The organism is Acinetobacter sp. YH01024 (genome assembly GCF_013420195.1).
Lineage (GTDB): Bacteria > Pseudomonadota > Gammaproteobacteria > Pseudomonadales > Moraxellaceae > Acinetobacter > Acinetobacter amyesii.
This window is the reverse complement of the sequence record NZ_VOYQ01000009.1, coordinates 39930-56737: the sequence shown is the minus strand read 5'-3', so window position 1 is coordinate 56737 and position 16808 is coordinate 39930. Positions and strand designations below refer to the sequence as shown.

The following is a 16808-nucleotide window of genomic DNA, read 5'->3' as shown; positions in this document are numbered from 1 at the left end:
TTTTGATCTGAACTATAAGTTGAAAAGCTTAAGGAATCTCTTCTTCTTCAAATTCAGGCTTCACTTGTACAATGAAGTCTTGACGGTTTAGACCACGCCATAGCGCGAAGGCTGTACCAATGTAGATTGATGAATATGTACCCACAAATACACCAACAAACATTGCAACAGAGAACCATTTCAGACCATCACCGCCCAGTACCATCATCGCTACAACAACCAGTAATAGTGTCATAGAGGTGTGAATGGTACGGCGAAGTGTTTCAGTTAATGCACTGTTGACAACTTCGAGAGGCTCAGCACCACGAATCTTACGGAAGTTTTCACGAATACGGTCAGATACAACGATGTTATCGTTGAGCGAGAAACCGATAATCGCGAGTAGTGCAGCCAAAACTGTTAAGTCAAACGGCCACTGCATCATGGCAAAGATACCAATGGTCACCACGATATCGTGGAATAAAGACAGTACAGCACCCATCGCAAGTTTGAATTCAAAGCGAATAGTGACATAAACCAGCATGAGCAGTAGGGCAAGACCTACAGCGCCAGCAGAACGCACGTAGAGTTCATTACCGACTTGACCGCCAACTACATCAACTTTATGTACTTCTGCTTTATTGCCTGGCAATTGAGCGGCAGTCGTAATGGCTTTGGTTAGGTCTTCAGCTTCAATGTCTTTTTGAACTGGCATACGAACCATCAGGTCGCGGTCAGATCCTAAGGTTTGTACCACAGGGTCTTTAAAACCAGCTTTTGTCAGCGCTGAGCTCACATCGGTAGATTTTACTGGTTGACTATAGTTCAACTCTGCCGCCACACCGCCAGTAAAGTCCAAACCGAGGTTTAGACCTTTGGTGCAAATAAAAAAGATACTTGCGAGCGTTAAAATAATCGATATAAAGGCTGCCGGTTTGGCAATCTTCATAAATGGAATAATGCGCTCGTTGTCCGGACGGCCGTATTGTTTCGGTTGAGTATTTTCAGTCATCTTCGATCTCCTAAATGCTCAACTTCTTCAGGTTACGTTTTTTACCATAAATGATTTGTACGATTGCACGTGTCACAGTAATTGCTGTGAACATTGAGCAGACAATACCAATCATTAGGGTAACCGCGAAGCCTTTAATTGGGCCTGTACCAATTGCGAACAGAATGAAAGCAACCAAGAATGTGGTTAAGTTGGAGTCAAAGATGGTGTTATACGCACGATCATAACCCGCAACAATCGCCTGTTTCGGCGAGGCACCCCATTTAATTTCCTCTCGTATCCGCTCACAGATCAGTACGTTGGCATCGACCGCCATACCAATGGTAATTACGATACCTGCAATACCCGGAAGGGTGAGGGACGCGCCAATCCAAGACATGATGGTTAAAATCATGGCAAGGTTAACCACGAGTGCAAAGTTGGCAATCAAGCCGAACACACGGAAGAAGACTACCATCCAAATCGCAACCAATAAGAAACCGATTTGAGTTGATAATACGCCTTTGTCAATGTTTTCTTGACCGAGACTCGGACCAATTACACGTTCTTCAACGAAGTACATTGGCGCTGCCAATGCACCTGCACGTAACATCAAAGCAAGTTCAGACGCTTCTTGAGGTGAATCCAGACCAGTAATACGGAACTGAGAACCCAACACAGCTTGAATAGTTGCCGCATTGATGACTACAGATTCGGTATAAGGTGTACGCACTTCAGTTTGTGTACCTGTTGCAGGATCTGCAACATAACTAATTTTTTGTTTGTTCTCGATGAACAAAACTGCCATTCGTTTGCCTACAGCATTACGAGTAGCTTCAGACATCAACTTACCGCCCGCAGTGTCCAAAGTAATGTTTACTTCAGCACCACCTGTATCTTGGCTAAAGCCTGATGACGCGTTTTGTACACGTTCACCCGTTAAGATACGGTTACGGTTAAGCAATAATTGACGACCACTGTCCAAAGATTCATAAGCAAAAGCTTCGGTACCCGGCGGTAATGAGCCTTTGGCTTGACCTGTGTATGGATCGATGTATTGATCATTTAAATCAGAAACTAAGCGGAACTCAAGGTTTGCAGTACGACCAAGTACACGTTTTGCTTCAGCAGTATCTTGTACACCCGGTAATTCAACCACAATACGGTTGCTACCTTGGGTTTGCACCAATGCTTCCGCTACACCTAACTCGTTAATACGGTTACGTAAAGTCGTTAAGTTTTGGTTAACAGCATAAGACTGAATTTCTTGTTTACGTGTATCTGTGTAGCTTAGACGAAGAGTCGAACCTTCAGTTGTTGCAACCGCTTGTTGAGTATATTCATTGCCGTTACGACGAAGGAAATCCATAGCTGTAGAACGGTCATCATTATTTGCAAATTGCATCGTAATGGTGTTGTTGTTCAAAGATAAGCTATTGAATTTTAATTTATTGTTACGAAGTTGGCGACGTAAGTCAGCCGCGGACGTTTCCATACGTTGTGAAATGGCTTTGTCCATATCCACTTCAAGTAGGAAATGTACACCACCACGTAAATCCAGACCCAGCTTCATTGGTTTAGCACCAATTTTTTGTAGCCATTCTGGGGTAGTAGGCGCAAGGTTTAATGCGACGACATAATTTTCACCGAGCCCACGACGCAGTGCTTCTTTCGCTTTTAATTGTTGTTCGCTCGAATCAACACGTAATAAAGCGGCATTATTGGTGAAGCTATTGTCATGGCTGGCAATATTTTCAGATTTTAAAATCTGCTCTGCTTTTTGTACGATGCTTTGGTCAATCTGGGTACCGGCTTTGGCACCTGAAATTTGAACAGCAGGTTCATCAGGATACAAACTTGGCAGGGCATATAATGTACTGATGACTAGTACCACTAGAATCAGTAGATATTTCCATGCTGGGTAACGCATTCGTTTTCTTCTTAAAATGAAAAAAGCCGTGCGGGTGCACGACTTATTTTTTGATTAAAGGTTATTTAGAGTGCCTTCAGGCAGAACTGAAATCACACTTGCGCGTTGTACTTTTACTTCTACGCCACGGTTCAGTTCAACAACTGCAAAATCACCTTCGATTTTTGTGATTTTACCCATTAAACCGCCCGCAAAAACAACTTCACTACCAACACCTAGGCTTTCAATTAGTGCACGATGTTCTTTTGCACGTTTTGATTGAGGGCGCCAGATCAAGAAGTAGAAGATTGCGACAAATACCGCAATCATCAACAGGTTTGCCATCATGCTTGGTTGCTGTGCAGCTTCACCTGCCGCGTGAGCAGTAGAAATAAAAAGGCTCATTTCATTTTCCTAAACTAAAAAAACTGGTTATCAATACTTTGATAAATAAATTGGACTTGTTCAGCAATTTACCTTGTCTTTTTCTTCAGCGCAAATGCTGAAAGAATTAATCTTGAGGACAAGGTGGCACTTCCATGCCGCGACGACGATAAAAGTCTTCAACAAACTCATCAAAAGTGCCATGATCGAGAGCATCACGCATCGCTTCAGTCAGACGTAGGTAATAACGTAAGTTATGAATAGTACCGAGCATCGAACCGAGCATTTCGCCGCATTTCTCAAGATGGAAGAGATAAGATTTGGTGAAATTTGTACAGGTATAGCAGTCGCAATGTGGGTCAAGCGGACTTTGATCATGACGATATTTGGCATTGCGAATACGCACTAAACCATCAGTCACAAAATAATGACCATTACGTGCGTTTCGTGTTGGCATCACACAGTCAAACATATCGACACCGCGACGAACTGCTTCTACGATATCTTCTGGTTTACCGACACCCATCAAGTAACGTGGTTTATCCGCAGGCATTTTCTCTGGAAGATAATCTAATACTTTGATCATTTCTTCTTTAGGTTCGCCAACAGACAAGCCACCAATGGCATAACCATCAAAATCAATTTCTTTCAGACCATTTAAAGATTCATCACGTAAATCTTCATACATGCCGCCTTGGATAATACCAAATAGTGCATTACGGTTTTTCAGCACGTCATGATGTTGAGTCTTACAACGTTTCGCCCAACGCAATGAAAGCTGCAGTGATTTTTGCGCTTCTTCATGTGTCGCAGGATAAGGCGTACATTCATCAAAAATCATCACGATGTCTGAATTCAGTGTGTGCTGAATATCCATCGAAATTTCAGGAGATAAAAAGACTTTAGAGCCATCAATCGGAGAGCGGAAAGTCACGCCCTCTTCTTTAATTTTGCGCATAGCGCCAAGACTGAAGACTTGGAAACCGCCTGAATCTGTCAAAATCGGGTTATTCCATTTCATGAATTGGTGTAAACCACCATGTTCACGAATGACATCTAGGCCTGGGCGAAGATATAAATGGAAGGTATTGCCCAAAATAACTTGGGATTTAATTTCTTTAATGTCACGTGGGAGCATGCCTTTTACAGTACCGTAAGTACCGACAGGCATGAACATAGGTGTTTCAACAACACCATGTTCAAGGGTTAAACGGCCGCGACGAGCACGGCCCGATTGCGCCAATTTTTCAAACTTCATACAAGGTCCAGATCAAGGCGAAAAAACAGTTCGCTGATGGTAAGAGTGCTAAAAGTGCTCTATTTTCCTTGATTCTGCGGTTAAACGCTAGCTTTGTCGGGTGTTAAGTCTGTAAATTTATAGATCGCTTCTTGTGACAAGGCTTCATCTGAACTCTTGGCATTAAAATAGAACTGGTTAATTCGCTGCAAAATTTCTTCTTTTTCCATCGCAAATGTACCTTTCGGGTCCGATGTCATGGCCACGATACTGTCAATAAGCTTTTGAATATAAGGATTCGTGGTTGCATAGCTTTTTTCTAAGCTTAAAAGATAGACTTCATTGGCTACATGTAAATAGTTATAAGGTTGTATTTCAACGATTTGAGCCAAATCAATCAGCAGGTCTTTATCATACTGAGACAGCTTCATACGCTTGGGTAAACTGTCGAGCTTGAGGGGTTGTTTGGATTTGAGAAAATCGTCAAGTTGTGTACTTGGAGGATTTAAAACCTGAGCTGAATAAATTTCTATTTCGGGCTGTGTCGGGACCGTGATAAAAAACAGAATATTGTCCAGTTCTATGCCGTAGGACTGAACCAAGTCGAATTTTGTTTGTTGTATGGCATTGAGCAAGATTGAAAGATGGTTAGCCGATTCAGACTTTATCGTAATTTTTATAGAAGATGGATCAAGGTTTAAATGGCCCACTTCATTTACAGATGTCAGTTTGAACTGCGCCAAGTCTTGACTTAAAGCCAGTAGGCTACGATAGCGCCATTTCGACACATTCCATCGATCATGCGCTGCAAGATATTGAGCAGAATATTCATCTTCGGCAAAAATACTACGCTGCGTAGAGACTGCGATATAGTCTATGGATAAATAGGGATTGAACGCCAATGTACATGCGTAAATATGGTCGTCTTGGTGCTGCTCATAGAGTTTGAAAAACTCCTGAATCAGCACATTTTTCAGTGCATTAATTTGATTTTGCATATTTTATTTTTCTTTCTAGTTTTGGAGGTGCTTGATCACCTCATCATTATTTTTTTTTACTTTTGTGCATTAAAGCCCGAACTTAAAAGTTCGGACGATAATCAAAATTTTGGCTGGCAGCTTGATCGCGGAAAGGGCGAACCGCTTTTTTACTCAGCAATAGCGTATTAATAATATTGTTAGGAAACACTTGAATGTGGTTGTTGAACAACTCAACGTTGCGGTTAAAAATAGTAATCGCCGCACCGACATTTTCGTTTTGTTCTTCAATTTCATTCATCATTTTCAGATAAATATCATTGGCTTTGAGCTCTGGATAGTTTTCAACCACAACATTCAGGCTGCGCATTAGATCTTGATTTAAGGCTTCAATACGCTGTAATTGGCTGACATCGGTACTGTTTACGTTCAAATTCATAATGTTTTGACGGAGTTCAGTGACTTTTGCCAAAGTCCCTTGTTCAAAATTGGAATATTGCTCAACCAAAGGCTGTAATCCATCTAAAATTTTGATTTTTTGACGTTCATAGCTAGCTACATCTGACCATGCACGAATGGTTGCATTGTGATGTCGAACAATATTGTTGCGAATCATGATTGCACCAATCACCAATGCAATGATGATTAAAACAAAGATCAAAAGCCCCATAAAATTTTATCCTCAAGATAAAAGGTCGTAAGTTAAAACATTATTGTATGAAATCTATTTTAAAAACTGCGTTAAATCGTTTTTCAAATTTTCTAAAGCATTTAATTTAAAGGTTCTGAGATGTCCACGCAATGCCGAAACATCTTGAATTCGTTTTGCTTTACTACTGACTTTAAATAAATCTGTAGAGCCAAGATAGCACATTATGCGGTGGCTCGGATGAAATAGCAGATCACCTTCACGGTTTTGAAAAAAATCCGCTAGTCGGAGGACAAAGCCTGGGCTGAGCAATTTAGCGATTTCCATTTGGTTCTCGCCATAAAACTTTAATTTTTGATTGGTTTGAATGTCGCTGCTGTGCCAAGGAAAACTATAGGGATAGCCAAAGTTTTTGCCTGTTGCAGATACGGCAAGTCCATGGATGCCAATATCAAAAACAAATGCGCCCCACAGGTCTTTATGAATTTCTTTAACCGTGACTTCATCACCGTCTTTGTCACGTACTTTCAGTTCATTCACATAGTGATAATGAAAGACCATGACTTGATGCTGTTGCTGATTTTCATCTTCCCAAACGGTGCTCGCGAAGGTCTGAATATCATTCGAAAGGCTGCCTTGCTTAAATACGGGGAACATACGTTTAAGATTGCCAATAAATTGTAGATTATTCAGCGGCATTGAAATGTATTGAGGCTGTCGGTTAAAAGCCAGTTGGTATTTTTTTGCGATGCATTCGGTTTCCAAAAACGCAATAACATCTTCGAGCGGGTCATCTTTTTCATAGCTGATATAGGCCCAGAACACCATGACCAATCCCGCAGCAAAGCAGAGCTGTGCCCAGCCATGATCGGGCTGAATTACAATAAACAGCATGAATCCGATACCCAGTGCGGCTAAAGCCAGCGGCAGTAAATTTTCAAATTTGAGTGTAATGGGAGCATTCCATGGATGCAGTCCATCGAGGAGCTCTTGGTGTGTTTTGGCGTTTCGGCCTATATCCCAGAGCCGAGCGATATTCTGAAAAACCACAGCATTCTTTTTTCGACGAATATGGATGGAGTGCTTTACAGAATCTATCGGCATAGGGATGATTTCAGCGTTCGATTATTTGTGGTTAATGTTATCAATTAACATCGCATCGCCATAACTAAAGAAGCGATATTGGCTGTCGACGGCATGGTGATAGGCATTCAAAATATTGTCTCGATTAGACAACGCTGACACTAACATGAGCAGGGTAGACTCAGGTAAATGGAAGTTGGTAATTAAACGATCGACCACTTTGAACTCATAACCAGGGTAGATAAAGATTTGCGTATCACCTGTCCAGCCCTTGAGTTCGCCGCCATTGGCTTGAGCGGCACTTTCAGTCGCACGAGTCGCTGTAGTACCGACAGCAATGACTTTATTGCCACGTGCTTTTGTCTCACGGATTAAAGCCATAGATTCTTCTGATACGTCACACCACTCACTGTGCATGATGTGATTTTCAATGTCATTGGTACGTACGGGTAAGAATGTACCTGCACCCACATGCAAGGTAACAAAGGTTTTATTTACACCTTTGTCCGCCAATTTTTTGAGTAGCGCTTCATCAAAATGTAAGCTTGCTGTTGGTGCTGCAACTGAAGCCAATTTGGTCGGATCGTTAAAAACAGTTTGGTAACGTTCGGTATCAATCGCTTCTGCTTCACGGTTAAAGTAAGGCGGAATCGGTAATGCGCCGTATAAATCTAAAACTTGTAAAATAGGCTGTGAAAATTCCACAACAAATAAGTTTTCATGACGGCCTTGAACGGTCACTTTAACTTCGTCTGGACCAATAAATAATTCCGCACCTTCTTTAGGCGTATTGCTGGCTTTAATGTGGCAATGTGCGGTTTTTGGATCAAGAATACGTTCAACCAAGACTTCAACTGCACCGCCTGTAGCGCGTTTGCCTTTCAAGCGGGCTTTCATCACTTTGGTATCGTTCAGTACCAATAAGTCACCTTCATTGAGTAAGTCTAAAATGTCAGTGAAATGATGGTCGTGATATTCGCCATTGAGGTCGAGATGGAGCAGGCGTGATGCACTACGTGTTTCAAGCGGATAGCGGGCAATGAGTTCGTCGGGGAGATTGAAGTTAAAGTCAGAAAGTTGCATGTTAAGAAATCTGAAAAGGGGATAATGAAATTTGGCTTAGTATAAGCTTTTTTGGGTTTTAACGCTGAAATTGATGGATTATCCATCTAAAAATTCTTATACGGTTTATTTTTAATCAAATGAGAACATCATGCGTTGACAAGTTTTTGAAACAGTTTATTATACGTTTCAACACCTTCCCGAGGTGGTGAAATTGGTAGACGCGGTGGATTCAAAATCCACTATCAGAGATGATGTGTCGGTTCGAGTCCGACCCTCGGGACCAAAATTCTAAAAAACCCCAAGCTTATTAAGACTTGGGGTTTTTTATGTCTAAAAGTAATGAATTATATAAAATTCCTAGAAAATTTCCAATGATTTCACTAGCCACGTTTCAGGTGGTCACTTCGTAAAATGAGTACCTGAATTTTGTTTGGGTACTCATGGTGGAATCAGATGCTAAGCTTAAATTATTAGATCAATACAATAATCAAATGTGATTGATCGGGTGTCTTATAGGGCTTGTAGTATTTAAAAGATTTATTAACTATCTAAAGCTACTTTGATGACATCTGCAATTGTCTCAGTGTTGACACCTCTTTTTCGAGCATTCTCAGAGTGGAACCAAGTTGCTAAGTCTTTATTGCCTTTAGATGCATTGCAGCCAACACAGCACAATGCAATATTGGTTAAGGTTGTAATTCTTATATCGTTGATAATGTGTTCCCAAGACTTCTTGTTGGCTCTTTCAGTGCCAAACTTTTTGCCGCAATATACACAGCACAGGTCTCGCTCCGAGACCACATCTTCTATGTGCTTTGGTATTCCCCATGAATTTGCCATTTTAGGTTTTCCTTATTTTAGGGCTGTAGTTGAATGAAAAATCCTAACCTTTGATAAATCACATTCATAAAATTTAGAGCAAAGTATTAAATGAAAGAGTTGTCATAACACTATATAAATGAGGGTATAAAAAAACCAGCGCCGAAGCGCTGGTTTTTTTACATCACTAACTTAAGTTAGTTTTGCATCAACTTATTGAGCAGCATCAAGAGCAGCATTCAAAGTTGCGCTTGGACGCATTACAGCATTTACTTTCGCTGTATCTACAGCGTAGTAACCACCGATGTCCGCAGCTTTACCTTGAACTTCAGCAAGTTCTGCAACGATTTTTTCTTCGTTGTCAGCAAGAGCTTGAGCAAGAGGAGCGAATTTCGCTTTAAGATCTGCATCTTCGTCTTGCGCAGCAAGTTCTTCAGCCCAGTATTTAGCAAGGTAGAAGTGGCTGCCACGGTTGTCAAGTTCGCCAGTACGACGTGATGGAGACTTGTCATTGTCAAGCAATTTACCAGTCGCAGCATCAAGCGTATTTGCAAGAAGTTTAGCTTTCGCGTTGTCTTCTTTGATGCCCATTTCTTCTAGAGAAACAGCAAGCGCCAAGAACTCACCTAAAGAATCCCAACGTAAGTGGTTTTCTTCTACAAGTTGTTGTACGTGTTTAGGCGCAGAACCACCCGCACCAGTTTCGTACATGCCGCCACCAGCCATTAGAGGCACGATAGAAAGCATTTTCGCAGAAGTACCCAATTCCATAATCGGGAACAAGTCTGTTAGGTAGTCACGTAGGATGTTACCAGTTACAGAAATTGTATCTAGGCCACGAGCAACACGTTCAAGTGTATAACGCATAGCACGTACTTGAGACATGATTTGAATGTCTAAACCAGTAGTGTCGTGCTCTTTCAAGTAAGTTTGAACTTTCTTGATGAGTTCGTTTTCGTGTGGACGGTACGGGTCAAGCCAGAAGATCGCAGGCATGCCTGAGTTGCGTGCACGAGTCACAGCAAGTTTCACCCAGTCACGGATCGGAGCGTCTTTCACTTGGCACATACGCCAGATATCGCCTTCTTCCACGTTTTGTGACATCAACACTTCACCAGTTTCTAGGTCGGTGATGTTTGCAACACCCGCTTCAGCGATTTCGAAAGTTTTGTCGTGTGAGCCGTATTCTTCAGCTTTTTGCGCCATCAAACCAACGTTAGGTACAGTACCCATAGTGCGTGGGTCAAAGTTACCATTCCATTTACAGAAATTGATCATTTCTTGGTAGATACGCGCGAAAGTAGATTCAGGCATTACAGCTTTACAGTCGTACTGTTTGCCGTCAGCACCCCACATTTTACCGCCACCACGGATCATTGCGGGCATAGATGCATCTACAATTACGTCATTAGGTGAGTGGAAGTTAGTGATGCCTTTTGCAGAATCAACCATTGCAAGTGCAGGACGGTGTTCTTGGCAAGCATGTAAGTCAGCAATGATTTCTTCACGAAGAGAAGTCGGAAGAGTTTCAATTTTTTCGTAAAGACCAGACATACCGTTGTTGATGTTAATACCTAACTCATCAAACAATTTGCCGTGTTTTTCGAATGCATCTTTGTAGTAAATCTTCACACAGTGACCGAAAACGATTGGGTGAGACACCTTCATCATGGTCGCTTTTACGTGTAGAGAGAACAAAATGCCTGCTTCTTTACAATCATCTAATTCTTTTTCATAGAAGTCGCAAAGTGCTTTTTTGCTCATGAACATTGAGTCGATGATTTCGCCGTCTTGAAGCGCAACTTTAGGCTTAAGAACAATAGTTTCACCAGACTTAGTGATCAATTCCATTTTTACATTGCGAGCGCGGTCTAAAGTCATAGACTTTTCGCCGTGGTAGAAGTCACCTTCGTCCATGTGAGAAACGTGAGTTTGTGACCACTGTTTCCATTCGCTCATAGAGTGCGGATGTTTCTTCGCGTAATTTTTTACTGCAGTAGGCGCACGACGGTCAGAGTTACCTTCACGAAGTACAGGATTTACAGCAGAACCTAGGCATTTGCTATAACGTGCCTTGATTTCTTTTTCTTCCTCAGTCGCTGGGTTTTCTGGATAGTTCGGAATTGCAAAACCTTTAGACTGTAATTCTTTAATGCAAGCAGTTAATTGGCCAACTGAAGCACTGATGTTCGGAAGTTTGATAATGTTTGTGCTTGGATCTTGGGTTAATTGTCCAAGCTCTGCCAAGTTATTTGGCACCTTTTGTTCTTCGCTTAGGTAGTCTGAAAATTCAGCGAGTACACGTGCTGCAACTGAGATATCGCGTTTAACGATTTCAACGCCAGCAGGTTTAGTAAAGGTTTCAATGATCGGCAGCAGAGAGTAAGTCGCCAATAATGGCGCCTCGTCGGTCAGTGTGTAGATGATAGTTGACTTTCCACCAGCCATATATAGCCCCTTGCTTTAGATTGTGTCTTTGAGGTCCGAGCTTGTGGCTCGCCTCTATGAACCGATTTGCTTAAATAAAACTATGAAAGTATCGGGGTTCATTGCTTTTCAGTCAACGCAAGATCCTGTGATGTGGTCATTTCGTAGAAAAATGATACAAAAGAAGTGCAGTTTGACGCCCAATTTTAGCGCAAAACCGAGAAGGGGAATATTGAAAGCTTGTTATTCATAGCTTAAAGCTATTGAACTATTAAATTTATATCATTTTTTTGGGGCTGATCTGTTCTTTATGGCTCGTTCAAGTTTTAGTTGTAAAGCAAAGCGTTTGATAGGTCAAACCGAATGCCTTAACTTTTAGGTGTAGATTTGGTGCGGAAGTTCGAAAATTAGTCAGGATTGGGGACTTTATTAAAGAACGACGTGAGTTTGATGCCCCGTTTGACTTTGAAAGGTCGCGGAATGTTTATGCGATAACTTATATATCTGATGAATAAGGCATGGCACTTTTTCAGCTTCAGTCATTTGGGTGAATGAGTTCATGTGCATTAGAAGCATGAAACGAATCTTTAGCTCAGTTTAATAAAGTAAAAGCGAGCAAGTATGGTTTAATGCTCAAATGACACACACAACTGATAAAAACTAATAAATTAGTCTAATAGAAAGGATTAATAATAGATTCATTTAGTGTAGCTGACTGAAACGAGCATCCTGATGAGTAATCTGGTCATAGAATAGTCATAAAACTCACTATTTTTTGTGATGTATTTAAAGAAAATTAAACCCAGTTTTTTAGGTCTTATGTAAATGAATATTTCTTTTGGTCATGTTTTTAGTTTGAATAAAACGCGAAAAGTGCGATTTAAAATAAACAGTCAATAAAATTTAAATTAATTTAAGTTTCTAATTTTATTGTTTTAATTTTTGTTTTACCTTTAATGTTATGTTCTTTATAGATATTTTTATTTTCTAATTGGATGAAAGTTCGATTAAATAGCGTATTCGTAAATAATGTTTGTCTTTTTGTTGGGTTTTGTTATTGAGTGTTTGGGCTATTTTTGCTATTAATCTTGAACATAACAGTTGGTTTTTATCTTTAAGATAAACCCTGAGGAGAGCAACGGGATGGCTTTACGTTTACTGGATATTGGTACACAAACCGAATTATTAACTTCCTGTCGTTTGTCTTTATTGATGGGGGTTTATACGGACGACAACCGCATTGCAGAATTTTTAAAGTTCGCGCGTGGTATTGTGCAAGTCGATAACGCTGTCCTAACGTTCAAAAATGAGCCTTATATCTGGTATGCCTCAGAGCACACATTTAAAGCCTTTTTGGCCGAAGCCGATGATGATCGCCTCGATCAGTTTTTTGCTGAACAGTCCCGTATAGATCACGATGCTGAAAATTACCAAGCTTACTGTGACTATATGCAGGAACTGGGTTTAGGGCATCGGCGTTTAGTGGCATTCGATTTAAAATATAATCAGGATTCAATTGGTAAAGTAATTTTGTTTGATGATCAAGTCACTGCATTTGAAGCTAAACAATTAAAGATTGTCGAAGAATTTGTACAAAGTCTAGTCAATATCATTCAACTCCGCGTTGAAAATGCCGAATTAAAAGAAGCCTATGAACAGCAGTCGGCACTCAATTTTAGTAAAACTAAATTTTTCCAAATTATTGCTCATGATTTACGAGCGCCTTTTCATGGTCTACTGGGCTTTTCTGAAGTTTTGGCGCAGGAGCGCAGTACCTTAGATGATTCAAGTGTGCAAAATATTGCAGACTATTTATATGACACCACACAGTCGACGTATAACCTCTTAGAAAGCTTATTGAACTGGGCTATGGCAGAAGGTGGTCGCTTTGTTTATCACCCGATTAATTTTGATTTGCATCAGTCTGCAAAAATTGTGAGTGATGTCTTAAATAGCTTGGCCGTGAAGAAAAATATCCGACTGATCAATGCCGTGCCTGAAGGCATTAAAGTCAATGCAGATATCAATATGATCACATCAGTGATGCAAAATTTGGTGTCAAATGCATTGAAATTTACTCATACCGATGGACGAGGTGTGGTGACGATTTCTGCCGAACAAGATGGTGAACGGATTTTATTCACCATTCAAGATACGGGATTGGGTATGACCCAAGCTCAGATTGAAGATTTATTTCAGCAAAAACTCACTGTCAGTATTAAAGGTACGGCAGGAGAGCGTGGTACGGGGTTGGGTTTAGTGCTGTGTAAGCGCTTTGTGGACTTGAATCAGGGTGAAATTGTGGTGAACTCGAAAGAAGGTGAAGGCACACAATTTAAAGTCTGGCTGCCAAAGGCGACAAGTCTGCATCAAACCCTAAGTACCGAGAGCTGCAATGCACAGAAAGATGCGACCTTAAGCGAGCTTTAAAGCGCGTCTATTGGTATAAAAGCCTAAAAATACTTTTCCCTAAGCGTTATCAACTGTTATAACTAGAAAAAAATCACGCTAGGGTTTGTGAAATGAATACGGAGCAATTGCAGAAAACATTACGTGCCAGTCAATATGCTGAACAGGTGCTCGGAATCCATCAGGCCAGTTTAGAACAAGACTATGCAATTGATCAGTTTCAAACCTCGCTCAGTACAGCACAAATTCAACATTTTGTCGTAAGCAGCCTTGCCGATATCCAAGATGAAAATAGCTGGATGCGTGCAATTCGTGTGCTGCGCGCACGTCTGATGTTTCGTTGGATTTGGCAAGATGCCAATCAACTCACCGATGTCGTCACCTTAACTCGAGAGCTTTCAGACTTTGCCGATGCATCCATCTGTGCGGCAAAAGATTTTGCACTAAAGCCGTTGATCGCGAAATATGGCGAACCGCTAAGCTATAAGGGGAAAGTTCAAGACCTGATTGTGGTTGCCATGGGAAAACTGGGTGCGCAGGAACTTAATCTTTCAAGTGATATTGATCTTATTTTTGCCTTTGATGAACAGGGTGAAACCAACGGTCGAAAATGTATTGATGTGCAGCAGTTCTGTATTTTATGGGGCCAGAAATTAATTTACTTGCTTGACCATATTACCGCAGATGGTTTTGTCTTCCGTGTAGATATGCGCCTTCGCCCATGGGGCGATGGTTCTGCCTTGGCAATCAGTCATGCGGCATTAGAAAAATATTTAAGCCAGCATGGACGTGAATGGGAGCGCTATGCTTGGATTAAGGCACGTATCGTCACGGGCGGTAAAGAAGGCGCAGAGTTACTGGAAATGACCCGACCTTTCGTCTTCCGCAAATATGTCGATTACACCGCTTTCGAAGCTATGCGTGACATGAAAGCCATGATCGAACGTGAAGTGCTACGTCGTAATATCGAAGATGATATTAAACTCGGTGCAGGCGGAATTCGTGAAGTTGAGTTTATTGTTCAAGTCTTTCAGCTCATCTATGGCGGTTCAAAACTCGAGTTGCAAGACCGTCAATGTTTAGTGAGTCTGCATCATTTAGGTGAAGTTGGATTATTAGAAAAAACCGCAGTTGCTGATCTAGAAGATGCATATTTATTTTTACGTCGCATTGAACATGCGATACAAGCGCTCAATGATCAGCAAACCCAATCGTTGCCACATGAGCCTGAACCACGCCAACGTATTTTAGATACTTTAGGTTTTGCATCTTGGGTTGACTTTTTGAATGTACTCAATCAGAAGCGTGCCAAAGTCATTTACCAATTTGAACATCTTATTAAAGAAAAAGAACCCGATCCGTTATTGGAAAGTTTTAGTCATTTAGAAGCCCAGTTGAACGATGTTCTAGATGATGATGCCAAAAATTTAATTCACGAATTTTGGTATGGACATGCGCTGAAAAAATTACCTGCCAAAGCAGTACAGCGTTTAAAAACCTTTTGGCCCCATCTCATTGAGGCGATATTACAGTCAGATAAACCTCAGGTGGCCTTACTACGTCTCATGCCTTTGGTGGAGTCGGTGCTGCGCCGTACGGTCTATTTGGTGATGCTGATTGAGAGCAAAGGGGCATTACAACGATTAGTGAAAATGGCAACAGTGAGTCCGTGGATCTGCGAAGAATTGACGCATTATCCCGTGCTGTTGGACGAGTTTTTGTCGATGGATTTTGAGCTGCCAAAGCGTAAAGATTTAGAAGACTCTCTACGTCAACAACTGCTTCGAATTGAAATTGATCAAGTCGAAGACCAAATGCGTGTTCTTCGATTATTTAAAAAATCCAATGTCTTAGCAGTAGCTGCTAGTGATGTTTTGGCAGAAAGTCCGTTGATGAAAGTGTCGGATGCATTGACCGATATTGCTGAAGTGTCGGTGAATGCAACCTTGCATTTGGCATATCAAATTGTTGCCAAAAAACATGGCTATCCAATTGATGCAGAAGGGCAGCGTTGTTCGATTGATCACATGGCTTTTGCGGTGATTGGCTATGGCAAGGTGGGTGGCATCGAGCTGGGTTATGGTTCGGACTTGGATTTGGTGTTTATTCACTATATGGACGAACAAGCCGATACGGATGGACAGAAACCAATTAGTGGCTTTGAATTTGCTATGCGGGTGGCACAAAAATTTATGTCCTTAATGACTACGCAAACCCTAGATGGTCGAGTGTATGAGGTGGATACACGTTTACGACCTTCGGGAGAAGCGGGGTTATTGGTGACCAGCTTAAAAGCCTTTGAGCAATATCAACATAAAAATGCTTGGGTCTGGGAGCATCAAGCTTTAGTACGTGCCAGAACGATTGCAGGTGAGCACAGTTTACGGATTGAAATTGAAAACTTGCGCTGCAATATTTTGACTCAGCCACGAGATGAGAACAATGTTCGTGCAGAAGTGCTCAAAATGCGCCAAAAAATGAAAGACCATCTAGGTTCTTCTAAAGAGCAGCAAAAAGATGGAATTTTTCATTTAAAACAAGATGCAGGTGGTATCGTTGACATCGAATTTATGGCACAGTATGCAGTATTAGCATGGAGTGGGTCGAATCCCGATCTCGCCCATTACTCTGACAACGTACGAATCCTTGAGGATGCCGCAAGAACGGATTGCTTATCCAGCGCCGATGCGACAGCATTGATTCAAGCTTATCTCCGTGAACGAGCCGAGAGCCACCGTTTAGCACTTGCGAATCAATCCATGCAAGTTTCAGCTGACGATTGGCACGATACCCGAGTGGTCGTTTGCAAGCTATGGCAAAGATTAATTGATCCAACTGCAACGTTTGCATTGGATAAAAATGACTGTGTATAAAAATTT

12 protein-coding genes and 1 tRNA gene are annotated in these 16808 nt (G+C 41.3%); 3 read left to right on the top strand and 10 right to left on the bottom strand.

Going from position 1 to position 16808, the window contains the following annotated elements:
• Positions 1 to 28: 28 nt before the first annotated feature.
• The 8 genes from secF to queA form a co-directional block, all read right to left on the bottom strand.
• Entirely contained in the window at positions 29 to 991 is a 963-nt protein-coding gene (gene secF / locus FTT88_RS06285; protein ID WP_180004599.1) for a protein translocase subunit SecF, read from the bottom strand.
• 10 nt (positions 992 to 1001) lie between these two features.
• Entirely contained in the window at positions 1002 to 2900 is a 1899-nt protein-coding gene (gene secD / locus FTT88_RS06280) for a protein translocase subunit SecD (RefSeq protein ID WP_180105890.1), read from the bottom strand.
• A gap of 54 nt (positions 2901 to 2954) precedes the next feature.
• Positions 2955 to 3284, bottom strand: a complete 330-nt coding sequence (yajC, locus tag FTT88_RS06275) for a preprotein translocase subunit YajC (protein ID WP_078191271.1) — start codon at positions 3282 to 3284, stop codon at positions 2955 to 2957.
• A gap of 106 nt (positions 3285 to 3390) precedes the next feature.
• The gene (gene tgt / locus FTT88_RS06270; protein ID WP_078194179.1) at positions 3391 to 4521 is read right to left on the bottom strand and encodes a tRNA guanosine(34) transglycosylase Tgt; all 1131 of its coding nucleotides are present in this window, start codon (positions 4519 to 4521) and stop codon (positions 3391 to 3393) included.
• Positions 4522 to 4601: 80 nt separating this feature from the next.
• Positions 4602 to 5498, bottom strand: coding sequence for a DUF4303 domain-containing protein (locus FTT88_RS06265; RefSeq protein WP_180004597.1), 897 nt, complete (start codon positions 5496 to 5498; stop codon positions 4602 to 4604).
• 82 nt (positions 5499 to 5580) lie between these two features.
• Positions 5581 to 6147, bottom strand: coding sequence for a LemA family protein (locus FTT88_RS06260; protein WP_078191268.1), 567 nt, complete (start codon positions 6145 to 6147; stop codon positions 5581 to 5583).
• Between the two features lie 54 nt (positions 6148 to 6201).
• A complete protein-coding gene (locus FTT88_RS06255; RefSeq protein WP_180004596.1) occupies positions 6202 to 7230 on the bottom strand; it encodes a hypothetical protein in 1029 nt (342 codons plus the stop codon).
• Between the two features lie 21 nt (positions 7231 to 7251).
• Complete coding sequence (gene queA / locus FTT88_RS06250; RefSeq protein ID WP_078191326.1) at positions 7252 to 8292, bottom strand: tRNA preQ1(34) S-adenosylmethionine ribosyltransferase-isomerase QueA; 1041 nt, start codon at positions 8290 to 8292, stop codon at positions 7252 to 7254.
• A 178-nt stretch (positions 8293 to 8470) separates the two neighbouring features.
• On the opposite strand from queA, the gene FTT88_RS06245 reads away from it, so the two are divergent.
• Positions 8471 to 8557: transfer RNA gene (locus FTT88_RS06245), tRNA-Leu, on the top strand.
• Between the two features lie 257 nt (positions 8558 to 8814).
• Here the strand turns inward: FTT88_RS06245 and FTT88_RS06240 are convergent.
• Positions 8815 to 9114, bottom strand: coding sequence for an HNH endonuclease (locus tag FTT88_RS06240; protein WP_180004595.1), 300 nt, complete (start codon positions 9112 to 9114; stop codon positions 8815 to 8817).
• Positions 9115 to 9306: 192 nt separating this feature from the next.
• Complete coding sequence (locus tag FTT88_RS06235) at positions 9307 to 11541, bottom strand: NADP-dependent isocitrate dehydrogenase (protein WP_180004594.1); 2235 nt, start codon at positions 11539 to 11541, stop codon at positions 9307 to 9309.
• Positions 11542 to 12663: 1122 nt separating this feature from the next.
• Between FTT88_RS06235 and FTT88_RS06230 the strand changes: the two genes are divergently transcribed.
• Positions 12664 to 13950 (top strand): sensor histidine kinase KdpD, encoded by a 1287-nt coding sequence (locus FTT88_RS06230; RefSeq protein ID WP_180004593.1) that lies wholly within the window; start codon positions 12664 to 12666, stop codon positions 13948 to 13950.
• A 92-nt stretch (positions 13951 to 14042) separates the two neighbouring features.
• The gene (gene glnE, locus FTT88_RS06225; protein ID WP_180004592.1) at positions 14043 to 16802 is read left to right on the top strand and encodes a bifunctional [glutamate--ammonia ligase]-adenylyl-L-tyrosine phosphorylase/[glutamate--ammonia-ligase] adenylyltransferase; all 2760 of its coding nucleotides are present in this window, start codon (positions 14043 to 14045) and stop codon (positions 16800 to 16802) included.
• Positions 16803 to 16808 lie beyond the last annotated feature (6 nt).